Annotated in this window: 19 protein-coding genes and 1 other RNA gene; 14 read left to right on the forward strand and 6 right to left on the reverse strand. The window is 53.3% G+C overall.

The window, feature by feature from the left end; genetic code table 11:
* Positions 1-3 precede the first annotated feature (3 nt).
* From IV433_RS02995 to IV433_RS03035, 9 genes are all read left to right on the forward strand, one after another.
* Complete coding sequence (locus IV433_RS02995; RefSeq protein ID WP_195812500.1) at positions 4-2,139, forward strand: peptidase domain-containing ABC transporter; 2,136 nt, start codon at positions 4-6, stop codon at positions 2,137-2,139.
* Complete coding sequence (locus IV433_RS03000) at positions 2,136-3,308, forward strand: efflux RND transporter periplasmic adaptor subunit (protein WP_195812499.1); 1,173 nt, start codon at positions 2,136-2,138, stop codon at positions 3,306-3,308. Before IV433_RS02995 ends, IV433_RS03000 begins: the two co-directional genes overlap by 4 nt.
* Positions 3,301-5,250, forward strand: coding sequence for an ABC transporter permease (locus tag IV433_RS03005; protein ID WP_195812498.1), 1,950 nt, complete (start codon positions 3,301-3,303; stop codon positions 5,248-5,250). The genes IV433_RS03000 and IV433_RS03005 overlap by 8 nt, the downstream gene beginning before the upstream one ends.
* On the forward strand, positions 5,247-6,629 hold the full coding sequence (locus IV433_RS03010; RefSeq protein ID WP_195812497.1) for an efflux transporter outer membrane subunit: 1,383 nt from the start codon (positions 5,247-5,249) through the stop codon (positions 6,627-6,629). The genes IV433_RS03005 and IV433_RS03010 overlap by 4 nt, the downstream gene beginning before the upstream one ends.
* An 11-nt stretch (positions 6,630-6,640) precedes the next feature.
* Complete coding sequence (locus IV433_RS03015; protein WP_195812496.1) at positions 6,641-7,891, forward strand: beta-ketoacyl-[acyl-carrier-protein] synthase family protein; 1,251 nt, start codon at positions 6,641-6,643, stop codon at positions 7,889-7,891.
* A gap of 2 nt (positions 7,892-7,893) precedes the next feature.
* On the forward strand, positions 7,894-8,673 hold the full coding sequence (locus IV433_RS03020) for a MaoC family dehydratase (RefSeq protein ID WP_195812495.1): 780 nt from the start codon (positions 7,894-7,896) through the stop codon (positions 8,671-8,673).
* An 8-nt stretch (positions 8,674-8,681) separates the two neighbouring features.
* Entirely contained in the window at positions 8,682-8,939 is a 258-nt protein-coding gene (locus IV433_RS03025) for an acyl carrier protein (RefSeq protein WP_195812494.1), read from the forward strand.
* On the forward strand, positions 8,929-9,666 hold the full coding sequence (locus tag IV433_RS03030; protein WP_195812493.1) for an SDR family oxidoreductase: 738 nt from the start codon (positions 8,929-8,931) through the stop codon (positions 9,664-9,666). Before IV433_RS03025 ends, IV433_RS03030 begins: the two co-directional genes overlap by 11 nt.
* Before the next feature lie 321 nt (positions 9,667-9,987).
* Positions 9,988-10,236 carry a hypothetical protein gene (locus IV433_RS03035; protein WP_195812492.1) on the forward strand — a complete coding sequence of 83 codons (249 nt, stop codon included), beginning with the start codon at positions 9,988-9,990 and terminating at the stop codon, positions 10,234-10,236.
* A 191-nt stretch (positions 10,237-10,427) separates the two neighbouring features.
* On the opposite strand, the gene IV433_RS03040 is transcribed toward IV433_RS03035, so the two are convergent.
* Positions 10,428-11,714: a DUF445 domain-containing protein gene (locus tag IV433_RS03040; protein ID WP_195812491.1), complete on the reverse strand. Its 1,287-nt coding sequence runs from the start codon at positions 11,712-11,714 to the stop codon at positions 10,428-10,430.
* A gap of 31 nt (positions 11,715-11,745) precedes the next feature.
* The gene (locus IV433_RS03045; protein ID WP_195812490.1) at positions 11,746-12,666 is read right to left on the reverse strand and encodes a LysR family transcriptional regulator; all 921 of its coding nucleotides are present in this window, start codon (positions 12,664-12,666) and stop codon (positions 11,746-11,748) included.
* A 171-nt stretch (positions 12,667-12,837) separates the two neighbouring features.
* On the opposite strand from IV433_RS03045, the gene IV433_RS03050 reads away from it, so the two are divergent.
* From IV433_RS03050 to IV433_RS03070, 5 genes are all read left to right on the forward strand, one after another.
* Positions 12,838-14,226 (forward strand): MFS transporter, encoded by a 1,389-nt coding sequence (locus IV433_RS03050; protein ID WP_229893165.1) that lies wholly within the window; start codon positions 12,838-12,840, stop codon positions 14,224-14,226.
* Positions 14,227-14,305: 79 nt separating this feature from the next.
* Positions 14,306-15,964: a multidrug ABC transporter permease/ATP-binding protein gene (locus tag IV433_RS03055; protein ID WP_195812489.1), complete on the forward strand. Its 1,659-nt coding sequence runs from the start codon at positions 14,306-14,308 to the stop codon at positions 15,962-15,964.
* Between the two features lie 22 nt (positions 15,965-15,986).
* The gene (locus IV433_RS03060; RefSeq protein WP_195812488.1) at positions 15,987-16,805 is read left to right on the forward strand and encodes a hypothetical protein; all 819 of its coding nucleotides are present in this window, start codon (positions 15,987-15,989) and stop codon (positions 16,803-16,805) included.
* Between the two features lie 166 nt (positions 16,806-16,971).
* Complete coding sequence (locus tag IV433_RS03065; protein ID WP_195812487.1) at positions 16,972-19,404, forward strand: DUF3772 domain-containing protein; 2,433 nt, start codon at positions 16,972-16,974, stop codon at positions 19,402-19,404.
* A 500-nt stretch (positions 19,405-19,904) separates the two neighbouring features.
* A non-coding RNA gene (locus tag IV433_RS03070) (RtT sRNA) lies at positions 19,905-19,986 on the forward strand.
* Between the two features lie 264 nt (positions 19,987-20,250).
* Here IV433_RS03070 and IV433_RS03075 read toward each other — a convergent pair.
* Genes IV433_RS03075 through IV433_RS03090 form a run of 4 tightly spaced genes read right to left on the reverse strand, consistent with a single transcriptional unit; the run spans position 20,251 to position 26,240 of the window.
* Positions 20,251-23,394, reverse strand: coding sequence for an efflux RND transporter permease subunit (locus IV433_RS03075; protein ID WP_195812486.1), 3,144 nt, complete (start codon positions 23,392-23,394; stop codon positions 20,251-20,253).
* Entirely contained in the window at positions 23,391-24,641 is a 1,251-nt protein-coding gene (locus IV433_RS03080; protein ID WP_195812485.1) for an efflux RND transporter periplasmic adaptor subunit, read from the reverse strand. The genes IV433_RS03075 and IV433_RS03080 overlap by 4 nt, the downstream gene beginning before the upstream one ends.
* Positions 24,641-25,894, reverse strand: a complete 1,254-nt coding sequence (locus IV433_RS03085; protein WP_195812484.1) for a TolC family protein — start codon at positions 25,892-25,894, stop codon at positions 24,641-24,643. The genes IV433_RS03080 and IV433_RS03085 overlap by 1 nt, the downstream gene beginning before the upstream one ends.
* Positions 25,895-25,907: 13 nt before the next feature.
* Entirely contained in the window at positions 25,908-26,240 is a 333-nt protein-coding gene (locus IV433_RS03090) for a copper-binding protein (protein ID WP_195812483.1), read from the reverse strand.
* Between the last annotated feature and the right edge of the window lie 84 nt (positions 26,241-26,324).

A 26,324-nucleotide genomic window follows, 5' to 3' on the forward strand; every position in this document is an offset into this window, starting at 1 on the left:
TATATGAAAAAAAATATCCCCGACATGGTATTCCAGAGCGAAATAAACGAATGCGGACTTGCCTCCGTCGCGATGCTGGCAAGCACTCAAGGAATAGACATTTCACTTAAAACATTACGTGAGGAATATCCTATTTCTGGCCATGGGACATCATTGGCTAATATGGGGGATATCCTGTCAAACCTCGGTATCAATACATACCCGGTTATGTTTAACCATGATGAACTCGATGCGATCCCATTACCCTGCATTCTGCACTATGGTGCCGGGCACTATGTGGTATTAGCCTATCGGAAAGGCCGCCATGTTTGTGTAATGAACCCGGCAATTGGCCAGCAGTTTCTAACGTTTGATGCCCTGAAAAGAGATATTAGCGGGTATGCACTGGTTATTGATGACGTTAAGGAAAAAAACAATCCACGGAAAAAGAAAACTTCTGGCACAGAGAAGAGTAAATTTTTATCCGTGATGAGTTTGCGGGAGACGGCAAAAGTTAAAGGTATTTATCGGCTTATGACTTTGGCTTTTATTATTTCACTGACTCTTTTTATTATGCCTGTCATGGTGAGTCGTGCAATTAATGATGTCTTTATCTCTGCGGGGAAAACTGATTTTCCCTATGGCCTTTTTTTGATGGCCTTTGTTGTTTCAACGTCTCTGGCATTAATTGTCCGTTATGTTACCGAACGTTTTGTCAGACAGTTTGTTTTCCTGAATAGCACTGCAGGTTTTGCCCGGTTATTAAATAATCCATTACGGTTCTTTGAGCGTCGGGCGCCTGGTGATGTCTTTAGTCGTTTTACTGCCTGGGAGTCTGCTGCCAGCCAAAAGATCGAACTGGATAATAGCCTTAGAACGGAATGGATTATCGGTATTCTGGCATTGGGTGTTTTGGCCTATATGAGCCCGATTTTAGCGCTTGTCTCACTTGGCGGTGTCACGGCAATGGGATTAGTGAGTGTCTGGGCCATTTATCGCGACCGCCATTTCACTCAAATACTGCAAGTAAAATCCGCCGAACAAAATGAATTTATTCTGGAGACCCTTCAGGGATTCACAACGATAAAATCATCCGGACTGGTTGAATACCGTAAAACGGTGTTTGCGAAATTCACCGATGCATTATTCAGCTCTATTCGCCAGAAAAATATGTATGAACAAATAAAAAATACAATTTATCAATTGGTCGGCAGTCTGGAAATGGTTCTGTTTATGCTGCTGGCATTACCCTTGCTCAAGGCGGGGCAGCTTTCATTAGGGGATTTCTTTGCCTACAGCTTTGTGCGAGAAATATTCTCCTCATACATAACTAAAATTTTCTTTGCAATTATTCAAAAGAATCAGATTCAGGTTATTGATAACCGCGCGGAAGATATTTTCCCGACACAAAAAGAGACGTCCGCAGCAGAAGAGCCAAAACAGCAATATCTGGAGTTTTCCCACTCCCTGAGCTACGACAATATCTCTTTTAGTTACGACAGTAAAAACATCACGCTAAAGGATAATTCATTAACCCTGAAACGGGGCGAAACATTAGCGATTGTGGGTGGGTCTGGCGCAGGGAAGAGCACACTGATTAAAGTGATGTCAGGAATTCTTCCTCCACAACAGGGGCAAATAAAAATTGACGGACAGGAAGTGCATTCGACACAAATTAGTTCTCTGTCATACCTCCTCAGTCAGGAAGATATTATGTTTAATGCGTCCGTGGCAGAAAATATCAGTTTGTTTGATCCCAATCTTGATGAAAGCAAAATTCACTATATTCAAAAATTACTTGATGCAGTAGGGATGCTTGAAATTGTCGCTCAACTACCGGGCGGTTTAATGGCCAAGGTTCGTGAAAGTTATACCGGTCTTTCACTGGGTCAACGTCAGCGGTTATTGCTTGCACGTGCAATGTACAGCAGTCGTCCGATATTGGTTCTCGATGAACCGACGGCAAATCTTGATGACGTAACGGCTATGCAGGTTGCGAAAGCCTTAGTGGATCATTGTCGTCAGGAAAATAAAACATTAATTGCCGTCACGCACAGCACGTCAATTTTGCCTCTGTTCCAGCACGTATTTTTAATCGAGCAGGGCCGAATCTCTGAACTTGATCCTTGCCAGGATATGACACAAGAGTGTTGCGCATGAACATAAAATGGACAGGGAAAGCCAGGGCTAAGATTCTGCTGCTTTTGTGTATTCTGCTGGCGTGTGGCGTGGCTGCGTTTGTTTATCAATCACAAAGCGAACCGCATGTGCTTACGCGCTCAGAAACCGTGACGAAGGGTGATATCCAAAATACGGTCATTACGACAGGAACCCTCAAACCTGTGAGCCAAATAAGTGTTGGTGCTCAGGTAAACGGGCAATTAAAAAAATTGTATGTCCGGCAGGGAGACGTCGTTAAAAAAGGGCAGCTGCTGGCCGAAATTGATCCCGTACTGCAGCAAAATGAACTGCGTAAATCTGAAGCGGAACTTTCAAGTGCAAAAGCGCAATTTAGCTCTGCTCAGATTCAGCTCATCCAATATAAGCTGGCGCTGCGTCGGCAAAAGAAAATGGGCGAAGAGGGATCGGGAATTCAAAGTGATCTTGAAGCAGCACAGTCTCAGTTTGATTCTCAAACTGAGCAAGTCAAGGTTAATGAAGCACAGATTGTTCAGGCAGAAATGGCCGTGGAAACGGCCCGCGCTAACGTTGGTTTTACTCGTCTGACCGCGCCGATAGAGGGTGAAGTACTGGGAATTGTCACTCAGGAGGGCCAAACCATTGTCTCTTCGCAGACGGCTCCAACGATCCTGGTGCTCGCCGATCTCAGCAAAATGCGTATTCAGACACGTATTTCAGAGACCGATATTCTCAAAGTAAAATCAGGTCAGCCACTATGGTTTTATGTTTTGGCCCAGCCAGATCAACGTTATGACACTGTGATGGGAGAAATTAAAAACGCACCGGATGACGTTCTCAATAATTCCGGCGATAGCTCCGTTATTTCTCAACCGGCTTCGGCCATTTACTACAGCGGAGTTTTCGAAATATCTAACAGTGAGCATTTGCTGAAAACTGCAATGACTGCGCAAGTGTTCATTGTTGTAAAAGAAGCAAAGAACGTTTTGCGCGTTCCACTTTCTGCCTTAACCAAAAGTAATAAGCCAGAACAGTACGAAGTGACCGTTATTCAAGGGACTAAAAAAGTCTCGCGTAATATTGAGATTGGCGTCCGCGACAATAATTTCGCTGAAGTGAAAAAGGGTTTGTCTGAAGGAGATCAAATCCAGATTTCACAATTGCCTTTAGAGAACTCTGCGGATGAATAACGCACCCATCATCGAACTGACCGGCATCACTCGCACTTTTTACTCTGGTGAACAGAGTCTATCGGTGCTGAAAGAGGTCTCACTGACGATCAATAAAGGTGAGATGGTTGCTATCGTCGGCCCGTCAGGTTCGGGTAAATCGACGCTGATGAATATCATGGGTTGTCTCGATCAACCATCGGCGGGAGCGGTCCGCATTGCAGGCGTCAATACCTGTCATGCGACGGGCAACCAGCTGGCTACTTTGCGAAGCCAGCATATTGGTTTTATTTTCCAACGCTATCATCTGATGCCTTACCTGAGTGCATGCGACAACGTCACCGTCCCTGCCCGGTATACCGCAATGATGAAGGACGCTCAAAAAACACGGGCCAAACTCTTACTCACCCGTCTTGGGCTTGCGGACAAGATAGATAACCGGCCCGAGCAACTGTCCGGAGGGCAACAGCAACGTGTCAGTGTCGCTCGTGCCTTGATGAACGGCGCCAATATTATTCTGGCGGATGAACCAACAGGGGCTCTTGATGCTGCGAGCGGTAATGAGCTTATGGATATTCTTCATGGGTTGCATCAGGCCGGGCACACTATCATTTTAGTGACGCATGATGCCCTTATTGCCAGTCAGTCCGAAAGAATCATCACGCTGAACGACGGGGAAATTATCTCTGACCGTTCTAATACGCCCAGCCATGACAAACAAAAGGGCGTTACCTTACCTCAGGTCTCAAACACTGGTCGCCCTGAGTGGATCCAGAGCTTACAAGATACGGTTTCTATGGCCTTGCAGGCATTAAGGGGTCACCGCATCCGCACCTTACTTTCCATGCTGGGCATTATTATCGGCGTTGTGTCAGTCATGATGTCTATGGCGATTGGCGAAGGCACTAAAGAGCAAATACTGAAAAATATAAGCCAGCTGGGTGCACGGACTATTTCAATTAAGCCGGGGCTTGGGTGGGAAAACCCGCGCCAGGATATGGCATTTTCACTCTCATCCCGGGACGTTGAATTACTGGCACGTCAACCCTATGGCGACAGGGTAACCCCTGTTTATAACGCCACGCTGGGAGCACAGATCAATGGTAAAGATGTTGCGTTCACGCTTAACGGCGTTGCCGATAGCTTTTTTGCTATACACCGGATGAGAGTGACAGAAGGAAGATACTTTAATCAGGCTGATATCGATGAACGTTCTGCCCAGCTAATCATCGACCGCAAAACAGCCAATACATTATTTCCTATGAAAGCGGATCCTGTGGGCGAGATTATCCAGTTCTCCGGTGTGCCTTTCGTCATTATCGGCATCACAGATTACTTGGGATTGCATATTAGCGGCGACGGGCCTCAGGGATGGATCCCTTATACGACGTTTCAGGACCGACTCCAGGGTCAGACCTCGCTGAGCGCCATTGAGTTACAAGTCCGTGAAGGAGTTTCAGTTGAAGGCGTTCAAAATATCGTGGAAGAGTTATTAGATATTGCGCATGGCAGACGTGACTTTTATTTGCAAACGGATGAGATGATGGTTTCTACAATTAAGAAAACATCGGAATCATTAACGATGCTTATTGCTGCTATTGCCGGTATCTCACTTATTGTCGGCGGCATTGGCGTGATGAATATCATGCTCGTTTCAATTACCGAGCGCACTTTTGAGATTGGCATCCGTTTAGCCATTGGTGCACGAGAAAAAGATATTCTTAACCAGTTTCTTATTGAGTCGGTGGTTATCTGCCTTTTAGGTTCTGTAGCCGGCGTCTTACTGGCGCTGAGTGCAGGAAGCCTGCTCTCATTATTTATTGATGATTTCAACTTGAAATTTACGTTGTCACCCATTTTCTTTTCTTGTGGGTCGTCAGTCTTTATAGGATTGGTGTTTGGGTATTTCCCAGCGCTCAATGCTGCCCGTTTAAATCCCACTGAAGCGCTGAAAAGAGAATGAAAAATTTAACGTTAATTATCATGATTTTTTTGTCATCGGGTTGCGGGGCATTGCTGAAAACTGAATACCAGCGTCCGGCGGTTGTAATTCCTGAACACTGGAATCAACGCAACACCGGTACAAGCTGGGTGGCTCACTCGAGCCATTGGTGGGACACCTTTGAGGATCCCCAGCTTTCCCGTGCAATAAATGATGTCCTTGTCGCTAATAATGATTTGGCGGCTGCGGGTTTCCGGTTACAGCAGGCGCGTCTTGATAGCCAGCTGGCGAACACCAACCTGACGCCGGAAGTCACCACGTCCGGTAGCGCCAGTAACAGCAAGAATACTCGTCGGGATACTAATGCTATTGAAAACTACAGTGTATCTGTCGGCTTAAGCTATGAACTTGATTTATGGGGGAAACTCGCCAGGACGCGTGAGCAATCTGCATGGCTTGCTGAGGCTTCAGCATTGGATCGGCAAAATACAGCATTGATGCTGATCGGAACGACGTCACAGTATTACTGGCTGATAGGCAATTTGAACCAGAAGATTGCCAATAATCAGCGCAGCCTCGAGTTGGCCAATGAAACAGAAAGTATCATTACTTCCCGTTACCATGCGGGTTATGTCAGCAAACTTGATCTGCTTCAGGCTACACAGTCACGCCTCGACCAGACAAATAATCTTGCTGATTTAGTTCAACAGCGGGAAGAGGCCAGGAATTCTCTGGCGATTTTGTTTAATCGTCCTTCTTCGGTGCGTTTGTCAGAACGGGCTGGTTTGGATCTCAGCCAAACTATTGCGTTATCGCCGGAGTTGCCATTGACGGTGATCAGCCGCAGGCCTGATGTTCAATCGGCTGAATGGCAATTACGGGCGGCCCTTGCAGGTTCGGACGTTGCGAAACTGAATTTTTATCCCTCACTTTCACTCAATGCATCTCTCGCGGCGGGTAGCAATTTATTCACTCAATGGTTCACTAACCCGGCCAGAACGCTGGGCAGTACGGTCGCATTGCCATTTATCCAATGGAATACCGTAGAACTGACAGTGAAGCGCTCAAGGCTGGATGTCGATATTGCTGCGGCCACTTTCAGGGACAAAGTTTACGCCGCGCTGGCCGATGTCGAAAAATCCATAACTCAGCGTCAGACCAGTGAACTGCAAAGGCAAAATGCCCTGCAATCACTGGCAATGAGCCAGCAGCGTCTGGTGCTGGCAAAGAGCCAATATCTTTCCGGTGCGGTATCGATACAAAGCTGGCTGGATGCTCAGGACAATCTGCTCGCTGTCGAAAATCAGTTGGCTGATATTCAAAATAGTTACCTTAATTCAACCCTCCAGCTCTGGATGGCGCTCGGGGGTGAAAATATTCCCGAGCCTCCTTCGGCATAAGGATCTTGTCTATGAAAAATAATCCTCCGCCTCGCAGAGTCGTTGTTACCGGTTACGGAGCGATAACCCCGCTTGCCCTGACAGCATCCGAAAATTGGGAAGCCATAATGGCTAATCAGCTGGGATATCGTTTGATCGACAAACGCCAGGCAGGAATTAAATCCCGTTTCTTTGGCGTGATCGACGAAAAACTGGATCTCAGGTTTTTACCTGCGGTAATACGGCGTCGTCTTCCACGATTTGCCCATCTGGCAATGATCGCGGCTTGTGAAGCGATGCAAATGGCGTTTGGCGACAAAACGGCAAACGACTATTACGCTTCTCTGCGAAGCGGGGTTGTGGTTGGAACCGGCTGGGGTGGCATTGATGAAACATTAGCCTCCCATGAGCAATATCAATCCTCCGGGGTCGGTTCACCTTTTGCCTGCTTTTATTCGATGCCAAGTATCGCCACCGCCGCGTGTAGCCAGCTTTGGGGACTGCGTGGATATCAGAACTCACCCGTAGCGGCCTGCGCTACCGGAACTATGGCTATTGGCGAGGCCTTTGAGATTATCCGCAGCGGACGCGCAGATATGATGCTATCGGGCGGCGCGGAATCACTGAGAAGCGATTCTGCTATCTGGAATATTGATGTACTCCAGGCGCTCACGCGTGAAGAACACGATATTACGAAGGCGAGTTGCCCTTTTAGCCTCGACCGTAGCGGTTTTGTGTTGTCGGAAGGGGCGGCTATTGTTTGCCTCGAAGAACGTGAGTCCGCGATAAGCCGTGGGGCAATAATACTGGGTGAGATTAAAGGATATGGCAATTTTTCGGATGCGGTAGATTTCACTGCGCCTGCGGAAGATAAACTGGCACGCGTTAAAACTATCCATGCCGCGCTGGCACAGTCAGGGCTCCAGGCAGCCGATCTTGATTATATCAATGCACATGGCACGTCTACCCAGCTCAATGACCGCAACGAAACGGAAGCCATCATTATGGCGCTGGGTGAACAGGCGCACACCATTTCCATCTCCAGCACGAAAAGTTATTCCGGGCACCTGATCGGTGCCGCAGGGAGCTTTGAGGCAATTATCTGCCTGAAAGCCATCGAACATCAGCGGGTTCCGGCCACCTGCAATCTTCATTTGCCTGACCCACAATGCGCTTTGGACTTCATCGCTGAAGGGCACCGTTACCAGCCTGTAGAAAATACCCTGAATCTGAGCTTTGGATTCGGTGGTGCAAATGCAGCTCTCGTGATCGGCAGGGGGTAACCATGTTTGTAAGCTACGGACCTCAGCATGCGTCTGAATGGGCACTGTTTTCAGGTGATAACAACCCGCTACATTTTGATTCTGAAAAGGCGAAAGCGGCGGGGATGGACAACTTACCCGCCCACGGTATGCGGGTATTGCTGGATATGAAATCACACCTGAGTCAGGCGCTGGATGACCAGAATATATCCCACTGCTACCGCTTTAATGCGCGTCTGCGTGAAACGGTAAAATGCCATACACCCTATTTATTGCAGAGTGCAAATGGTCAAAGTCACCTGAAGGAAGCGGATTCTGGGCTTCGCTGCTTTACCGGAAAACTGGGAAAAGCCTCTGCATCTCTCCTGGAAGCCGCACCGTTGACGCACAGAGTTTCTGCGACGCAATTCAGGGCGTTACGCGCAGAGTGTCCGGGCCATGACGACCTTACGCAGTGGTGTTTCCTTGATGCGCTTTTGTTCCGGCAGATCATTCAGGGCCCTGAGGTTTTGGCGTCGGTTCGCGAGGTATTACCGACATTAAAAGCTTCCACGCTTGCGGAAGTTTTTCACCAGGCCAGGGTTGTTCAAACGCATCATGAAGTATTTTTCACCGGTGGATTGCTGGCCAAAGGTTCGGCGTGGCCTGAAAACGTGGAATTCCAGTACGGCCTGTTAACTCCGCTAATCGTGGGTGGTTCCGAAAAGGAATTGCTCATACGTCTTGCAATACACGGGAGTTGCTCTGCAGGCTCCCGTATAACCACCATTATTACTTTGAAATTATGGTCAATTATTAATTAGGAAATAAAATGAAACAGGAAGTTTATACCCTTATTTGTGAGATGCTTTGTGATGCCAAAGATCTTGATGCAGATATGTTGACACCGGATATACGCGTTCAGGCACTTAAACTTGATAGCCTGGATTATGTCGAACTGATGGTCTTAGCTAAGCGTGAATTTAATGTGACATTGAGTGGCGATATCTTTATCGAAAATCCTCAGTTAACACTTGGCGAAATGTCTCAGATGCTGGAAGACCAGCGAGTGAAAATGAATGAAGCCTGATAAGTGGGTTTTGGTGACCGGCGGAAGTCGTGGAATTGGCGAATCCGTTGTGGAACACCTTGCGGATAAATATAACGTGGTATTTACCTGGCTCAGGGAGGAAGAACAGGCCAGGGCGCTTGAGTCTGAATGCGCGCAATTTGCCGGAAAGGTAATAGGTTTTCGTTGCGACGGAACGTGTGCAGCGCAAGTGGATACACTTGCAGCAAACTTACTTTCTGAACATGGCGCGCCTTTTGGCATTATTCATAATGCCGGGATCACTCGTGATGCATTGCATTTCAGGCAAACATCTCAAGACTGGCATGCCGTCATTAATACGAATCTGAATGCGATATTTCATTGGAATCAGGCTTTATTACCCGCAATGATGACGAAAAGTGAAGGGAGTATCGTGATGATGTCTTCGGTTTCTGCCATTAAGGGCAATGCCGGGCAGGTGGCTTATGCCGCAACAAAAGCTGCGATGCTGGGTATGACGCGATCACTGGCGAAAGAAGTCGCCCGGTTTAATCTGCGGGTCAACAGTGTCCTGCCAGGCCTGATTGAAACAGAAATGGTTCAGGTTATGGCTGAGGCTGAGAAAAAAATATTAAGGAAGGGGATTCCTATGCGCAGGTTTGGCAGGAAGGAGGAAGTCTCTCAGGTAGTTGGCTTTTTATTAAGCGACGGAAGCAGTTATATCACCGGGCAAAGTTTAGTTGTCGATGGTGGAATTACAATATAAGAGAATAAAGGGATCAATTAAATAACATTAGGTCCAGGTTTTGATTTTTGTTTTTATTAAAAAATAAATTACCCGACTTAATTATTAAAATAAATGAACGTTGATAGTTGTATTTTAAAATTGGGGTGTTATAATTTTTTCGAACTGAAATTTGCAGGAAATAATATGTGCATTTATATTAAAATGTATTAGGGTATTTTACGTTCCCAATGCATACGGTATATATTTGTGCTTTGTTCTTCTTTGCATTAAAGTTCATCAAAACCATTTTCATCTAAATGGTTATCACTTAAGTAATAATAAATTAAAAGGATTTATTAAATGATTAGTATTTCAAATGAGCAGGCTGAATCTATTGTTGGTGGTTATAAGACTGTAGAAGTTTGGACTTCTCAACGTTATATTGCTGACCAGCGTAACTGTTTTACTGTGACTTCCCGTTATTCTTTAACGAAGCCAAATAAGCATAACGTTCAGAAAATTTATCAATGGTTGGGTTCAACCACCAAAGATAACATTCCTTCAATGTTGGCATCTTGCCCGACAAAAGAATGGTCAAATCGTTATTAATATTTAAATAATGAATAATTAAACCAGCCATTTTTGAATGGCTGGTTTTTTTTTGCGAATTATTTATTATCAACATGCAAAGTAACAACACTTTACGTACTCATTCACCCCTAAATCATCGTTTATTAAGGGGCGAGTAAGTACGTTTTAACGCGACTGAATGTAGAAGTTCAGTGCAGGACAGGATGCAATTAAACCCGCGCCATCACCCACGGAACCACAACCGGCAGTTGCGACAGCAGATACAACGCCAGCCCGATAAACGCGCCGACCAGCGTGCCGTTGATGCGGATAAACTGTAAATCCTTCCCGATATTCAGCTCGATTTGCCGCGACATATCCCGCGGATCCCAGCCTTTTACCGTGTCGCTGATGTGACGCGTCAGGAATTGCGCGAAGTCCGGTGCCATTTTCTCTGCGATGGTTTCCATTTGCTGATTCAGCGAACTGCGCAGTTTCTCGTCCTGCGCCAGCGCATTTCCCAGCCACTGGCCGGATTCCGTGACTTTCGCAAACACCCGCGAATCTTCGCTTTCCAGATCTTCTTTCAGCCAGTTGCGCATGTCGCCCCACAGCTGCAACACGTAAACATTCAGCTTCTCGTCATCTTTCAGATACTGCTTAATCTCTTCGGCTTTCTGCGCGGTTTCCGGGTCGTTTTGCAGCTTCCAGATAAAGTTCTGTACCGAACGGTCGAAGCCTTTGCGGAAAGCATGGGTTTTGTCGTTGCCCATATCATCGAGCACCGAATTCACCGCGTTCGACACCAGATCGGCACCGTTTCGCCCCAGCCAGCCGGTGGGCAGAAGTTTGGCGGTCAGCGGATGTTCGCGTTTCATCCAGCCGACAATTTGCGCGGAAATAAACTGCCGCGTGCTGTCTTTTGCCAGCAGGATTTCCAGCTGATCCATTGCCTGATCCAGCAGTTGCTGATGGCGGCCGCCTTTGGTCAGGCTTTCCAGCATGGTCGCAATAGACGTTGAAAGATCGATTTTATCGATGACGCGGTAAAGCGCGCGGCGGATAAGTTGCGCGATGCGCTGATCGTCCGTCACATCGAGAAAACCGCGGATCATCTTCACCGCGTATTTTGCGAAACGCTGCGCGTTGTCCGGTGCGTTCAGCCAGTCCGTGAGCATCCGCGCCGGATCGTGCTGGCGGATAAGATTGATAAGCGTCGCGGGCGCGAGGAATTTTTCCTGCACAAACACCGCCAGATTATCGGCAATTTTGTCTTTATTCCTGGGAATAATGGCCGTGTGGGACGCCACAAACGGCACCGGCACGCGGCGAAACAGCGCCACCACGGCGAACCAGTCCGCCATTGCGCCGACCATCGCGGCTTCGGAAATGGCTTTCAGGCCGGAAACCCAGAAGTTGGGCGGCAGGAAAAGGGTGATGACAAACAGGGCGGCGGCAATCAGCAGCAGCCCGAGCGCGTTACGTTTACTTCGGCGAAGTTCTTGTTCTTTATCCATTAGCTCAGTTTAGGAAGCGTCATGCAGGCTGTCAGCTTTTTTCTTGTCTGCGGCTTTGTTTTAGGAATGCGGCGGAATGCGCGGTGACCAGTTGCCGGAAGGCGCTCAGTGCGGGCGTATCGCTGTCCTGTCGCCAGGCCATATAGATTTCAGCGATGGCGTCAGGGTGGCTGAGCGGGCGGAATTCCAGACCGGGAAAACCCAGATGCCGTGCGCTGTCCGGCACAATCGCCAGCCCGACACCGGCGCGCACCAGCCCGAGAATAGTGTGCGTCTGGCTGCAATGCTGAACGTAATGTGGCACGACGTTCGCCCCGGCAAAAATCCCAGCCACGCAATCGTAAAAGTATTTTCCCTCAGTCGCGGAATACATGATGAAAGGGAGCCCGGCGAAATCGCGCACGCGCAGCCGGGCTTTGGCCGCAAGCGGCGACGCGGGCGGCAGCGCCACGCACAACGGTTCACGCAACACGCACTGATAGGCCAGCGGGAACAGCGGCACAGGCTGGCGGACAAATCCGATATCCAGCGTACGGGCAGCCAGCGCCTGAAGTTGCGCGGAAGAGACCATTTCTTTCAGGATCAGGGTGATGGCGGGCAGTTTTTGCGTCGCCAGCGCAATAATCTGCGGGATTTGCCAGTAACCGCTGACCGCCGTGAAGCCCATCATCAGACGTCCCATCTCGCCTTTTTCAACGCGCTTCACCGTCTCCTGCGCCTGTCCGGTGAATTCAAGGATCATCCGCGCGTCACGCAAAAATGCGCTGCCGGACGCCGTCAGACTGACATGCCGGTTGCTGCGTTCAAGCAGACGTGCGCCGAGCGCGTGCTCGAGCAACTGAATCTGACGGCTCAGCGGCGGCTGCGTCATAAACAGACGTTTTGCCGCCCGGCCAAAATGCAATTCCTCCGCCACCGCCACAAAACACCGCAGTTGATTTAATTCAATCATTCAATTTTTGACTTGTTCCATTGTCTTTTTAACTTAGACCGTATCGTCAGATGTTTCTACTCTGTTAATTAATTTGGATTTTTTAGATCTGGATGGCGTGGCCCAAACGCAAAAATTTGTGCATCAGGTCACAAAAAGCAGGGAGTGCACTCATAAGTCTGGAGAGAAAACATGACGTCCCCTACAGATGTGTCAGATACCCAAAATACGGCCACCCGTGAAGCCGCAGGCGAAAGTGCCAGACCGGGCCATTTTCGTTATGTCGTCCTTGGAATGATTTTCGCGATAACCGTGATCAACTACGCCGACCGCGCCACGCTGTCGATAGCCGGTACGGAAGTGTCACGGGTTCTCAGCCTCGATCCGGTGATGCTCGGCATGGTGTTCTCGGCGTTCGCGTGGGCTTACATGATTGGTCAGATCCCCGGCGGCTGGTTGCTGGATAAGTTTGGTGCACGGCGTGTTTACGGGTGCAGCCTGGTGCTGTGGTCGGTGTTTACAATGTTGCAGGGCACCGTGGGCTGGTTTGGCGTCAGCGGGATTTCCGCCGCCATCATGCTGTTCTTCCTGCGGTTCATGCTCGGACTGGTGGAATCCCCGGCGTTTCCGGCCAATGCGCGCATCGTCGCCTGCTGGTTCCCGACCAACGAACGCGGAACCGCCACCTCGCTGTTTAATTCGGCGCAATACATGGCGATTGGCGTTTTTACGCCGATTATGGCGTGGCTCACACACGCGCTCGGCTGGGAACACGTTTTTCTGTGGATGGGCGCGGTGGGGCTGATTGCGGGCATTGCGTGGTTTGCCTTTTATAAAGAACCGCACAGCAGTCCGTACATAAAACCGGCAGAGCTGGAGCATTTGCGCGCCAACGGGGCACTGGTCGACCTGGAACTCAACCGCCGCGCCGCACGGCAGAAATTCACCTTCGGTGAAGTGATGCAGCTATTCCAGAGCCGTACGCTGTGGGGCATTTATATCGGGCAATATTGCATTACATCGATGAGCTATTTCTTCATGACCTGGTTCCCGATTTACCTGATCAAAGGACGCGGGATGACGGTGATGCAGGCGGGCTGGGTGGTGGCGTTACCCGCCATTTGCGGTTTCACCGGTGGCGTACTGGGCGGCGTGATGTCGGATTACATGATCCGCCGCGGGGTCAGCCCGTCGAAAGCGCGTAAAACACCGTTCGTGCTGGGCATGTTTTTTGCCGCCATGCTGGCGATGGCGAATTTTGTGTCCACGGACGCGGCAGTGATTGCGTTAATGACGCTGGCCTTCTTCGGCAAAGGGCTTTCGGCGATTGGCTGGGCGGTAATGTCAGATACCGCGCCGGAAAAAATGATCGGCCTCAGCGGCGGCGTATTCAACTGCCTGGGCAACGTCGCGGGGATAATCACGCCGGTGGTGATTGGCTATATCGTCGCCGTCACCGGTTCCTTTAATTACGCGCTGTGGTTCGTGGGTGCGCACGGTTTACTCGGCATGTTTGGCTATCTGGTGGTCGCCGGAAAGTTCGAACGCATGGTGATCCGCCCGGAACCGCGCCTAAAATGAGAATTGTTCTTGATATGACAAGGTGTGTCATTAAACTGCGTGCAGCATTATTCCCCTGCATTCAGAATGAGACCAATTCATGGAGTTGTTACGCGTTGTATTTAAACAATATCGCTGGCCGTTTTTAGGCGTAATGGCGCTGAGCCTGCTCAGCGCCATACTGGGCATCGGCCTGATCGCGTTCATCAATCTTAAACTGATTGAAACCACGCAGGGTTCCCTGATGGTTTTGCCGCAGTTTCTCGGATTATTACTGCTGCTGATGGCTGTTACGCTCGGCTCTCAGCTGGCGCTCACCGTGCTCGGCCACCACTTTATCTACCGCCTGCGCGGGCAATTCATCAAACGTATTCTGGATACGGACATCGAGCGCATCGAGCAAATCGGTAACGCGCAACTGCTCGCCAGCCTCGGCAGCGACATCCGCAATATCACGCTGGCCTTCGTGCGTTTACCGGAACTGGTGCAGGGCATCATTCTGACCATCGGCTGTGCGGGCTATCTGGCCTGGCTTTCCCCGGAAATGCTGCTGGTCACCGTTATCTGGCTGCTGATCACCATTTTTGGCGGTTTCAAACTGGTCTCACACGTTTATCGCCATCTGGCGAAAGTGCGTGACGCCGAAGACAAGCTGCAAACGGATTACCAGAAAGTGATTGAAGGGCGCAAAGAGCTGGCGCTGAACCGCGAACGTGCGCGCCATCTGTTCGACGACGTCTATCGCAAGGACGCCGAAGAATACCGCCATCATATTATCCGCGCCGATACCTTCCATCTCAGCGCCGTGAACTGGTCGAATATCATGATGCTGGGCGCGATTGGCCTGGTGTTTTTCATGGCGAACACGCTCGGCTGGTCAAATACAGACGTCGCCGCGACCTATTCCCTGACGCTGCTGTTCCTGCGTACGCCGATGTTGCAGGCCGTGGGCGCGTTGCCGACGTTGCTCAGCGCGCAGGTGGCTTTTGGCAAACTGAAAGCGCTGAAACTGGCCGAACACAATGACGCATTCACACCTGCGGTTGCTGCGAAAAACTGGCAAACGCTGGAGTTGCGCGACCTGACGTTCAGCTATGCCGGGAAAGAAGAGGGGGCAGGTTTTGGTATCGGGCCGCTGAACCTCCGGATTTCCCGTGGCGAGCTGATTTTCCTGATTGGCGGCAACGGCAGCGGAAAATCCACGATGGCGATGCTGCTGACCGGGCTGTATCAGCCGCGTTCCGGGCAAATCCTGCTCGACGGTGTGCCGGTCACGGCGGAAAACGCCGAACAGTATCGCCAGCTTTTCTCGGCGGTCTTTACCGATTTCCATCTGTTCGGCCAGCTCATCGGCCCGCAGGGCAAACAGCCGGATCCGCTGCTGGTGGAAGACTGGCTGCAACGCCTGAACATGAAAGAAAAACTTCAGTTCACCGGCAACGAAGTGACCAACCTTCAGCTTTCTGCCGGGCAGCGAAAACGCGTGGCCTTACTGCTGGCGGCGGCCGAAGGGCGCGACTTCCTGCTGCTCGACGAATGGGCGGCAGATCAGGATCCGCAATTCCGCCGGACCTTCTACCGCGAGCTGTTGCCACAATTGCGCGATATGGGTAAAACCGTGCTGGCAATCAGCCACGATGATCACTATTTTGAACACGCCGATCGTTTGCTGGAAATGCGTCAGGGCAAACTGAAAGAACTGCACGGGCAGGAGCGCGCCGATGCCAGCCGTGATGCGGTCGCACAAATCGGCCTTTAACCGTTTATAAAAAGGAACAGGAATGAACTGGACTGAAGGGGTGGCGTGGGGCGTCAGTGCCGTCGTAACAGGCTTACTGATCGGGCTGCTGCATAAAAAAGGCGTGCTAAGCCGCGTGCCTGCGGTGATCGTGTTTCTGGTGTTGTTTATCGGTGGCAATCTGCTGTGGAGCGCGGTGATAAAGCCGCATCTTGCCGGTAACCGTGAGGAGCAAAAGGTCGATCAGGCGCTGGCTGAACTGCCGCTTTACACCACGATAAAAGCGCAGGAACCGGCGCTGTACGCGCAGATCCGCAGCAATATTCTCAAGCTTCGTAAAGAAGGTAAATCGCAACAGGACGCCATTAATACGGTGAAACCGATGGTCTCTGTATTGCTCACGCAGCGCATCAGCCATGCGCCGGATGCCAACGTGAACGAGGCGATGCAGGTGAATCTGGAAGAGATGCAAACCTTGCAGGCGCGCAAGGACGGCAGCTGCTTTAAGTTCCTGTATCCTCAGGTCAGCGGCGGTATTAATACCGCGCAGGTTCTGCCGCCGGAACTGTTCCGCAAAGATCTCAATACCATGAATGACTTACTGCTGGCGACCGGCAGCGGGCAGACCGAACAACCTGCGGCGGTCAGCACCGAACGCGTGATTGCCATGATGGCTCCGGTGCGTGAGGCGCTGGGTAACATGTACGGCGAGCAGTTGCAGATGTTCAGTGACCTGACCAAACCGGACGTCGATCGCGAGAAAGTTTGCGAGATTTCCATCAGCCTGTATTCCGGTATTCTTGCGCTGCAACCGGCAGACTCGGCGGCAATCTTGCGCCAGATGCTGGGCGCGAAACCCTGAATTTCCCGCCGGGCTGCGCGTCTGAACGTGCAGCCCGGCGCGGCCTGACGGCAACATAAACAGACAATCCCTACTATTCTTCTTAACAGGAAAGGGTATTCTTACGCCGTTCATCTAAAACACTTTTGTTTCGTAAAAAATAACGAGCTCCCGGAACCATCCTTCTATGCAAAAAATGTTTAGAGTGCCGTTTTTGTTACTGGCATTGTTGTCATGTCTGCTGTTAACGCCTGCGCTGAGTCAGGCCGATGATAGCACCGGTCAATCTGCCACCGAACAGCCGGTCAAAGTTAACGCCAGCACCGCGCTGCCCGCGTTGCAAAAACGTCTGGATCAGCTGAAACAGCAGGTCTCTTCGGCGAAAACCGATAAAAAATTCACCGGCCTGACCGATGCCGCGCAGGCACTGGCCGAAGACGCCGATAAACTGGCGGCGGCGCTCGCGCCCGATCTGACGCAGGTTCAGGCACAGCTCGATGTTCTTGGCCCTGCGCCTGCGCCGGGAACGCTGACCGAAACGCCTCAGGTGATCAGCCAGCGTAATAAGCTCAACAACAGCAAAACCCTTCTTACCACGCAGATTGAACAAACCAAAGCCATCAGCGTGGGCGCGCGGAACCTGTCTTCACAGATTTCCGGCCTGCGACGTGACGCGCTGAAAACCCAGATTGCCCTGAACACCGGCAGCATTCTGGGCGGAAATTTCTGGGCACCGTTGTTCAACCCTAACGATGACGATTCTGCACGCTTCAGCGATTTTGGTTCGCAGGTGAGCGATGCCTGGACGCAGGCGTGGAGCCCGGAATGGCGCGCCGGCTCGGGCATATATCTCCTGCTGGCACTGGTACTGGGCATCTTTGGCCGCCGCGTGCTGGATAAACCGATGAACTGGATCCTGCCGCGCTGGTTGCCGCAGGGCCGCTTCCGCCGCAGTTTCCTCGCCTGTTTCACCACGCTGAGCACCACCCTCACGCTGGGTTTCAGCGTTCAGCTCATCGGCTACATCTTTACCCGTCTGCCGGATACTTCCGCGTGGGTGAATGAGTTCGCCCAACAGCTGGTCGAGCTGACGTACTTCTCCGCGCTGATTGCCGGGCTGGGGATTGCGCTGCTGTCGAACAACCATCCGTCCTGGCGCTTGCCGGGCATTGCCGATCCGCTGGCCAAAACGCTGGCCTCGTTCCCGGTTTTGCTGGCCACCTTTATTTTCCTGTTCGGCATTATTGAGCAACTGAATAACCTGGTCGGTGCCAGCGTCGCCGCGACGTTATTCGGCAACGGTCTGGCCGCATTACTGGTGGCGCTCAACTGCCTGATTGCGCCGGTTCGCGTCAACAGAATGCGCCGCAAAATGAAAGCCGACGGCGAGCAAACCGAGGCCCGTTCCACGCTGGCCGGGCTGATTCATCTGGTCATCAGCATTACCGCTGTTGTGATCATGCTGGCGCTGGTGATTGGATATATCCCGCTGGCGCGTTTTGTCACCTTCGAACTGCTGTGGATCGGGCTGGTGCTGAGCTGCCTGTATCTGCTGATCCACTTCGTGGTGGATTTCTTCGAAAGCCTGTTCGCGCCGGGTACACACAGCGGCAAAATCATCAAAAGCACCCTGAGCGTCAATGACCGCCATCTGTCGCTGGCGGCCACGCTGTTCTCGGCCATCGGTAAAACTGCGCTTCTGTTGTTTGCCGCCGTTGCGCTGCTCAACGGGACGTTCGGCTCCACGACACCGCTGGAATTGCTGGCGAAAATTGTCGATATCTGGGGCGGTAAAGGCCTCGAAGGGGTCAACATTATTCCGGCGCACGCGGTAAACGCGGTGCTGTGTCTGGTGATCGGCTGGTACGTCCTGCGTTCCGCCCGCCGCTGGCTGGATAATGATTTCCTGCCGAAAACCATGATGGATCGCGGGATGCGCGCTTCTCTGGTGACGCTGTTCACCAACGTGGGCTACGTGCTGATTATCCTGCTGACGCTGTCGTCGCTGGGCATCGAGTGGAACAAACTGGCGTGGATCGTGAGCGCCTTATCGGTCGGTATCGGTTTTGGCTTGCAGGAGATTGTGAAGAACTTTATCTCCGGCCTGATCCTGCTGACCGAACGTCCGGTGAAAGTGGGCGACTTAATCAGCATCAGCGGTGTGGAAGGGGATATCCGCCGGATCAACGTTCGTGCAACCGAAATCCAGCTCAGCGATAAATCCACCGTGATTGTGCCGAACTCCCAGCTGATTTCTCAGAACGTGCGTAACGCCACTATGGGCAACGCGCAGGGCGTGGCGACCATCGCGCTGACATTCCCGCTCGACATCGACCCGGAACAGGTACGAAGTTTGCTGCTCGACGCTTACAACGCGCACGAACAAATCCTCGATACGCCTGCGGCGTCCGTCAGCTTTAAAGAGCTGGGCCCGACCGGCATCATCCTGAGCGTGACCGGCTACGTGAACAGCCCGCGCATTGTGAGCGGGACGCGGAGTGATTTGTTGTATGAGATCCTGAAGATGTTACGCGATGCGGGGATCAGCCTGAGTCAGACGCAGACAATGGTCATTGAGAGACCCGGGAGTGGGAGGAACGCCCAGGCAGAGGAGTCGTAAACTCTGTTTATTGGGCTTGTCGCCCGAAGTGGCTTTCAAGTTCAAGTTCAAGGTCGTGGGCGTCGGCCCACACCGACTTGGGGGGCGGCATATCGCCGCCACCCCCCAAGACCCCCCAGGCTCTTTCACTGCGCGCTACCGCTCGCTGGCACTGTTTCAGCAACTCCGGCAAGTGCCGCAAAATCCCGCCGCTTCGCGGTGCCCTTCACTCGGGTTACAAACCGCGCGAAAAGATACGCGGTTTTCCACCTCTCCCTGCGGCGCGATTTTTGAAAGCGGCCAGAGGCTATGCATTTCGGTTGATACATGCGGGCTGATTTTGATTTGCTCCTTCCCCTCTCACGAGGGGAAGGCCGGGATGGGGTGTTGGTTTTAGCGACTCAGAGGTTTGCTAAACCCCCTCCCGGCCTCCCCCTTCGCAGGGGGAGGAGCAAACCAAACCACTGTAATAGGGTGAAAAAGCCTCCAGCCGCTTTCAGAAAGCTTGCCGAGCGAAGTGTTTCGAGACCTGTGGCTCGAGCCGAGCGAAGCGAGACAGCGTCACGAAGTGACGACCCGAAGGGCGAGGCCGCAGGCCGAGTAACACCGAGAAAGGGAACCGCGCAGCGGCAAGTTTTCGCGGCAATAACTGTGGTTGCTGAAACATAGCCAGCCAGCGATAGCGCGCAGTAAAAAAGACGTGGAGATTCCAAAGAGGGTTCGTCATAACCCTCTTTGGTCGGTTTCGGCGCAGCGCGTTAAGTGATCACTATGATTGAAAAACCGAAATTTTCTCGATCCGCTGTCAGCCCCTCACTGCAAGTGTAAAAACCGAAACTTTCTCGATCCGCTAACAGCGCCTCACTGCTAGTGAGAAACCGAAGTTTTCCCACTTCTTCGCCTGTGTAGCAGCAAATACACCGCCGGTATGACCAGCATCGATAACAACGGTGCACTCAGCATTCCCCCAATCATCGGCGCAGCGATACGTTGCATCACTTCTGAACCGGTGCCGCCGCCCCACATGATGGGCAGTAATCCCGCCATAATCGTCGCGACCGTCATGGCTTTTGGCCGGACGCGCAGTACTGCGCCGTGGTGGATGGCGTCACAGAGTTCTTCCTCGGTCAGCGATTCGCCGGATTTCTGCTGGCGCTGAACGGCCTGATTCAGATACAGCACCATAATCACGCCGAACTCGGCGGCGACGCCGGCCAATGCGATAAAGCCGACGGCGGCGGCGACGGAGAGATTGTAATTAAGCAGATACAGCAGCCAGATGCCGCCGGTCAGCGCAAACGGCAACGTCGCCATGATCAGTGCCGCATCGCGCACGCTGCTGAAGGTGACATAGAGCAGGACAAAAATGATGAGAAGCGTGACCGGCAGGACGATTTTCAGTTTTGCCGTCGCACGTTCCAGATACTCAAATTGCCCCGACCAGCTGACGGTGACGCCTTCCGGCAATTTCACCTGCTGATTCACCGCCTGCTGCATATCTTCCACCGCAGTTTTCAGGTCGCGTCCGCGCAAATCGACATAAATCCAGTCCGACAGACGGGCGTTTTCACTTTTCAGCATCGGCGGCCCGTCGGTGACATTGACCGAAGCCAGCGCCGACAGCGGCACCTGCGCGCCGGACGCGGTCAGTACCGGCAGATCACGCAGCGCCTGCACGTTGTCGCGCAGTTCACGCGGATAACGCAGGTTGATCGGATAGCGTTCGCGGCCTTCCAGCGTTTCACCGATATTTTCACCCCCGACCAGCGTTGAAACCAGCGACTGCAATTCGGCAACCGTGACACCGTAACGCGCAGCTTCACGCCGGTTGATGTCGATGTCCACATAGCGGCCGCCCTCGAGACGCTCGGCGAGCGCCGACGTCACGCCGGGAACTTGCTTCACGATATGCTCAATTTGCTGCGCCACCTGCTCAATCTGCGCGATGTTATTACCGTTCACCTTAATCCCCACCGGGCTTTTGATGCCGGTCGCCAGCATGTCCAGCCGGTTGCGGATCGGCGGCACCCAGACGTTGGCGATGCCCGGTAATTTCACCGCGTTATCCAGCTCCGTCACCAGTTTGTCCGGCGTCATGCCGGGCCGCCACTGGTCGCGAGGCTTGAAGCGGATCGTGGTCTCAATCATGGTCAGCGGCGCGGGGTCGGTGGCGCTGTCGGCGCGTCCGGCCTTGCCAAACACGCTGGCGACTTCCGGCACGGTTTTAATCAGCCGGTCTGTTTGCTGTAATAATCTCGACGCTTCACGGGCGGAAATCCCCGGCAGCGTGGACGGCATATAGAGCAAATCGCCTTCGTCGAGCGGCGGCATAAATTCGCTACCCAGTTTTGACAGCGGATAAAGCGACACCAGCAGAAACAGGCCGCTGCACACCAGCGTGGTTTTCGGGCGTTTCAGCACGGCAGAAAGCACCGGCTGGTAAGCGGAAATCAGCCAGCGGTTGATCGGGCTGGCGTTTTCATCCGGGATTTTGCCCCGAATAAAATAGCCCATCAGCACCGGCACCAGCGTGATACCAAGTCCGGCGGAAACGGCCATGGCGTAGGTCTTGGTAAACGCCAGCGGCGAGAACATCCGGCCTTCCTGCGCTTCGAGCGAAAACACCGGAATAAACGACAGCGTGATGATCAGCAAACTGCAAAACAGCGCAGGCCCGACTTCGATGGCAGCCCGTTCCGAAACCTGCCAGTAATCCGCGGATGACGGCTTCTGGCCGGGATGATCCTGTCGCCATTGTTCGAGCACTTTGTGCATGTTTTCAATCATTACGATCGCGGCGTCCACCATGGCACCGATGGCAATCGCAATGCCGCCGAGCGACATAATATTGGCGCTGACACCCTGATAATGCATGACGATAAACGCGCCGAGAATACCGAGCGGCAGCGTAATGATCGCCACCAGCGCCGAGCGGAAGTGGAACAGAAACAGCGCGCAGACCAACGCCACGACGATGAATTCCTCCACCAGCTTGTGCGACAGCGTTTCGACGGCGTGTTCGATCAGCGGCTGGCGGTCATACACCGGCACGATTTCCACACCGGCGGGCAGCGTACGGGCGAGGGCGTTCAGACGCACTTTCACCGCTTTCAGGGTTTCCAGCGCATTTTTGCCCGAGCGCATGACGATAACGCCGCCCGCCACTTCGCCTTCACCGTTGAGTTCCGCCACGCCGCGCCGCAGTTCCGGGCCGGTGCGCACGGTCGCGACGTCAGACAGCAGCACCGGAATGCCGCCGTTGACGGCCACGACCACGTTGTTGAAATCATCCAGACTTTTCAGGTAACCGGAGGTGCGCACCATGTATTCGGCTTCACCCATTTCCAGCAGCGATCCGCTGCTTTCCTGATTAGCGCTTTGCAGGGCGCTGACCAGTTGCTGATGTGTCACGCCGCGTGCGCGCATCCGCTGCGGGTCAGCGACCACCTGATACTGCCGCACCATGCCGCCGATGCTGGCAACTTCAGAAACGTTGGGCACCGTTTTCAGATCATAGCGCAGCGTCCAGTCCTGTAACGCACGCAGCTGTTCGAGGCTGTGTTGCCCGGTTTTATCGACCAGCGCGTATTCATAAATCCAGCCGACGCCGGTGGCATCCGGTCCCAGCGACGCTTTTGCGCCCGGCGGCAGCGAGGACTGCACCTGGCTGAGATATTCCAGCACGCGGGAACGCGCCCAGTAAGGATCCGTGCCGTCATCAAACAGCACGTAAACGTAGGCATCGCCGAACATCGAAAAGCCGCGCACGGTTTTCGCGCCGGGCACCGACAGCAAAGTGGTGGTCAGCGGATACGTGACCTGATCTTCGATGATTTGTGGCGCTTTGCCCGGATAACTGACGCGCACGATCACCTGTACGTCGGAGAGATCCGGCAGGGCGTCGAGCGGGGCCTTTTGCAAAGACCAGATGCCCCAGCCCGCCATCATCAGGGCGGCGAGCAGCACCAGAAGCCGGTTGCGCAGCGACCAGCGGATCACGGTAGCAATCATAAGTGGCTCCCGTGCTGATGGGCATCTGGCGTGGTTTCAGCATTGGCCGCCGCAGGCAGTGCGCTGCGCAAGCTGGCTTCTGAATCAATCAGGAACTGGCCGGAGGTCACGACAGACTGGCCGTCGCTGAGGCCGGAAAGGATTTGCGTCCAGCCGTCGCGCGTTGCCCCTGCGGTGACCGTCTGCGGCGTGAAATGCCCGTTGCCGTCGTCGAGCAGCACGGTATTGCGGGTGCCGGTCTGAATCAGCGCTTCCTGCGGAATTGCCAGCACCGGCGTTTGTGCCGGTGCATCCAGCGTCAGGGTGAGATACATGCCGGGGCGCAGCTTTTGCTGCGGATTATCAATCACCACGCGGGCTTTCAGCGTACGGTTGACGGCGTCGGCGTCGGGCAGCAATTCACTGACCACGCCGCGAAATACGTCGCCCGGCTGGTTGTCGCTGTTGCCGCTGACCTTGCTGCCGACCTGAACCTGCCCGGCGGCAGACGGCGGATAATCCATCACAATCCACACCTGTTTCAGGCTGGTCAGCTCAAACAACGGCTGCGCGGCGGCCACCTGCGCGCCCTCACGCACACTGAGCTGGCTGAGATAACCGTCTTCCGGTGCCACGACGTCAATGCGCGTCTGCGGCTGGCCGGTTTTATCGATACGTCTGAGAATATCCTCCGGCATAAATTGCAGTGCCAGACGCTGGCGGGCGGCGGCGCTCAGGCTGCGGTCCCCGAGCCGACGCACCGCCAGATATTCCTGCTGCGCGGCGGTCCAGTCGGGGATCCACAGCGTCGCCAGTTTCTGGCCTTTTTTTACCTGCTGCTGGCTGGCGGCAACGTAGAGTTTTTCCACCAGACCGCCTGCGCGGGCAGCCACCGTGCGCAGGCTGCGTTCGTCGGCAGTGACCGTGCCGTAAACATTCAGCGGGGAGGAAATAATGCGGCGCTCAGCTTTCGCGCTGCGCATGCCGAGATTTTGCTGCTGACGGGCGCTGACCGTGACGCCGCCGTCGTCGGCCACTTCGTCGGCGTAACGTGGCATCAGATCCATATCCATAAACGGCGATTTGCCCGGCTTATCAAAACGCTGATCAGGCGTCATCGGGTCATACCAGTACAACACTTTTCGTCCGGCAGGCGCAGACGCCGTTTTTGATTCATCAGGCGCATTATGGCGTCCGGCCTGGTAACCCACGGCCAGCGCGGCCGCGACGCAAAGCGCCAGCAGGCCGTAAGTTTTTACGGTAGTCATCAGTTGTTCTCCTGAGGTGCCAGATAGCGCAGGGCGACCCAATAGCGGGCGACGTCAAGTTCGGCATTTCGCTGGGCAATCTGGCTGTCGAGCAGGCTGCGGCGGGCTTCCAGTACGTCATTCAGGCTGCTTTTTCCGGCGCGGTATTGCGCCTGAATCACGCTGACGCGCTGTTGTTGCAGCGGAACAACATCATTTTTCTGCCGCTGCCACAGGGTACTGGCCGCCTGATATTGCGCCAGCAGCGTGGTCAGTTGCGCCTGATGTGTGCGGATGAGCTGCGCCAGCCGGTCATTGCTTTCCATGGCCATCGACTGATCGGCGGCGTGATCTTTATCCTGACGTGATGCGGTAAACAGCGGCAAATCCACAGTGACCATCACGCCCGCGAGGTCGTCATAATTGTCGGCACGGCGGCCGTAATAGACTTCAACGCCGATATCCGGCAGTGCGGCAATCGCCGATTCGGATGATTTGGCCTGCGCCACTTCCGCCTCGCGCCGCGCCTGAAGAACTTCAGGGTGCTGGCTGATGCTGTCGGCCTGCATGGCTTCGGCGGGCAGTTCGCTGACCGGCGGAATGGCACCGAGAATTTCGGGCTGATCGATGCCGGTCAGCTGGCTCAGCCGGGTGCGTGCCAGCTGCACGTCGCGTTCGGCTTCGGTGAGTTTGTCCTGCATGCTGATGAGCGTAAGACGTGCGTCGAGCACCGACGCAGGCAGGGCGCTGCCACTGCTGACGCCGCCGCGCTGAACGCCAATCTGCCGCTGGCTTTCATCCACCAGCGCCTTCAGCTGCTTCACGGTTTCATTGCCGATAGCCAGTTCCATCCAGGCCTGCGCCGCGTCGCGCTGTAGCTGGGCACGGATGCTCTGGCCATTCGCCGCCGCCTGCCGGGATTCGGCGCGCAATGTGTCTGCCTTACGCTCGCGCTTACTGCTGCTCACGTAATCCTGCATGATGCCAATCCGCTCCATGGTCATGCCTTCGCGGGTGAAACGCTGGTCGTTACTGCCGCCGACGGGCAGGTTTTCAATCCCAAATTTCAGCTTCGGATCCGGTAACTGCATGGCGGAATCCGCCCGGTTTTCCAGTGCGTTAATCTGATGACGGCTGGCAGAAAGCTCCGCCGAATATCCCTGCGCGGCCACCAGCGCCTGCGGAAGAGTTACGGGTGTGGCAAAGGCGCTGACCGGCATAAAAGCCAGCAGCCAGTGCCACGTCACCCGGGGGTGACGCGGTAAATTCAACATGGTGTTCTCCCGTTTAGCGTTTCAGCGGTGTCAGTGTCTGCAACTGATAAGCCGTGTCCGTTTTGACAAAGCTGAACGCCACCGGCGTACCGGCGGGCAGGGAGTTCGCGGCGATTTCCGGCGGTAACCGGAAATTCATGGTCATGGCAGGCCATTTAAGGGCAGGAATGGCGTGATGAGAAATCCCCACGCGGTCGGATTGCCACTGCGTGATCACACCTTCAGATTCATAGATCTGAACGTTTTCCATCGCCATGGTGTGGCCGTCCATTTGCATCGTTTCTGCAAAGGAATAAGCGGAAATAAAGAAAAGACTAAAGACAAAACTATTTAAAATTGTACGCATGGGAATAACTCCAATACTGTCATATCAGATAAACGCCGTTATTACGGCAGATAAATAAGATTATTCAGATGCAAGGAGATGCAT

Origin of the sequence: Rahnella laticis, from assembly GCF_015644585.1 — a bacterium.
GTDB lineage: Bacteria > Pseudomonadota > Gammaproteobacteria > Enterobacterales > Enterobacteriaceae > Rahnella > Rahnella laticis.

Coding starts and splice junctions, on each gene's coding strand:
- IV433_RS02995 (WP_195812500.1), top strand. CDS start 4: ATGAAAAAAAATATCCCCGACATGGTATTCCAGAGCGAAATAAACGAA.
- IV433_RS03000 (WP_195812499.1), top strand. CDS start 2,136: ATGAACATAAAATGGACAGGGAAAGCCAGGGCTAAGATTCTGCTGCTT.
- IV433_RS03005 (WP_195812498.1), top strand. CDS start 3,301: ATGAATAACGCACCCATCATCGAACTGACCGGCATCACTCGCACTTTT.
- IV433_RS03010 (WP_195812497.1), top strand. CDS start 5,247: ATGAAAAATTTAACGTTAATTATCATGATTTTTTTGTCATCGGGTTGC.
- IV433_RS03015 (WP_195812496.1), top strand. CDS start 6,641: ATGAAAAATAATCCTCCGCCTCGCAGAGTCGTTGTTACCGGTTACGGA.
- IV433_RS03020 (WP_195812495.1), top strand. CDS start 7,894: ATGTTTGTAAGCTACGGACCTCAGCATGCGTCTGAATGGGCACTGTTT.
- IV433_RS03025 (WP_195812494.1), top strand. CDS start 8,682: ATGAAACAGGAAGTTTATACCCTTATTTGTGAGATGCTTTGTGATGCC.
- IV433_RS03030 (WP_195812493.1), top strand. CDS start 8,929: ATGAAGCCTGATAAGTGGGTTTTGGTGACCGGCGGAAGTCGTGGAATT.
- IV433_RS03035 (WP_195812492.1), top strand. CDS start 9,988: ATGATTAGTATTTCAAATGAGCAGGCTGAATCTATTGTTGGTGGTTAT.
- IV433_RS03040 (WP_195812491.1), bottom strand. CDS start 11,714: ATGGATAAAGAACAAGAACTTCGCCGAAGTAAACGTAACGCGCTCGGG.
- IV433_RS03045 (WP_195812490.1), bottom strand. CDS start 12,666: ATGATTGAATTAAATCAACTGCGGTGTTTTGTGGCGGTGGCGGAGGAA.
- IV433_RS03050 (WP_229893165.1), top strand. CDS start 12,838: ATGACGTCCCCTACAGATGTGTCAGATACCCAAAATACGGCCACCCGT.
- IV433_RS03055 (WP_195812489.1), top strand. CDS start 14,306: ATGGAGTTGTTACGCGTTGTATTTAAACAATATCGCTGGCCGTTTTTA.
- IV433_RS03060 (WP_195812488.1), top strand. CDS start 15,987: ATGAACTGGACTGAAGGGGTGGCGTGGGGCGTCAGTGCCGTCGTAACA.
- IV433_RS03065 (WP_195812487.1), top strand. CDS start 16,972: ATGCAAAAAATGTTTAGAGTGCCGTTTTTGTTACTGGCATTGTTGTCA.
- IV433_RS03075 (WP_195812486.1), bottom strand. CDS start 23,394: ATGATTGCTACCGTGATCCGCTGGTCGCTGCGCAACCGGCTTCTGGTG.
- IV433_RS03080 (WP_195812485.1), bottom strand. CDS start 24,641: ATGACTACCGTAAAAACTTACGGCCTGCTGGCGCTTTGCGTCGCGGCC.
- IV433_RS03085 (WP_195812484.1), bottom strand. CDS start 25,894: ATGTTGAATTTACCGCGTCACCCCCGGGTGACGTGGCACTGGCTGCTG.
- IV433_RS03090 (WP_195812483.1), bottom strand. CDS start 26,240: ATGCGTACAATTTTAAATAGTTTTGTCTTTAGTCTTTTCTTTATTTCC.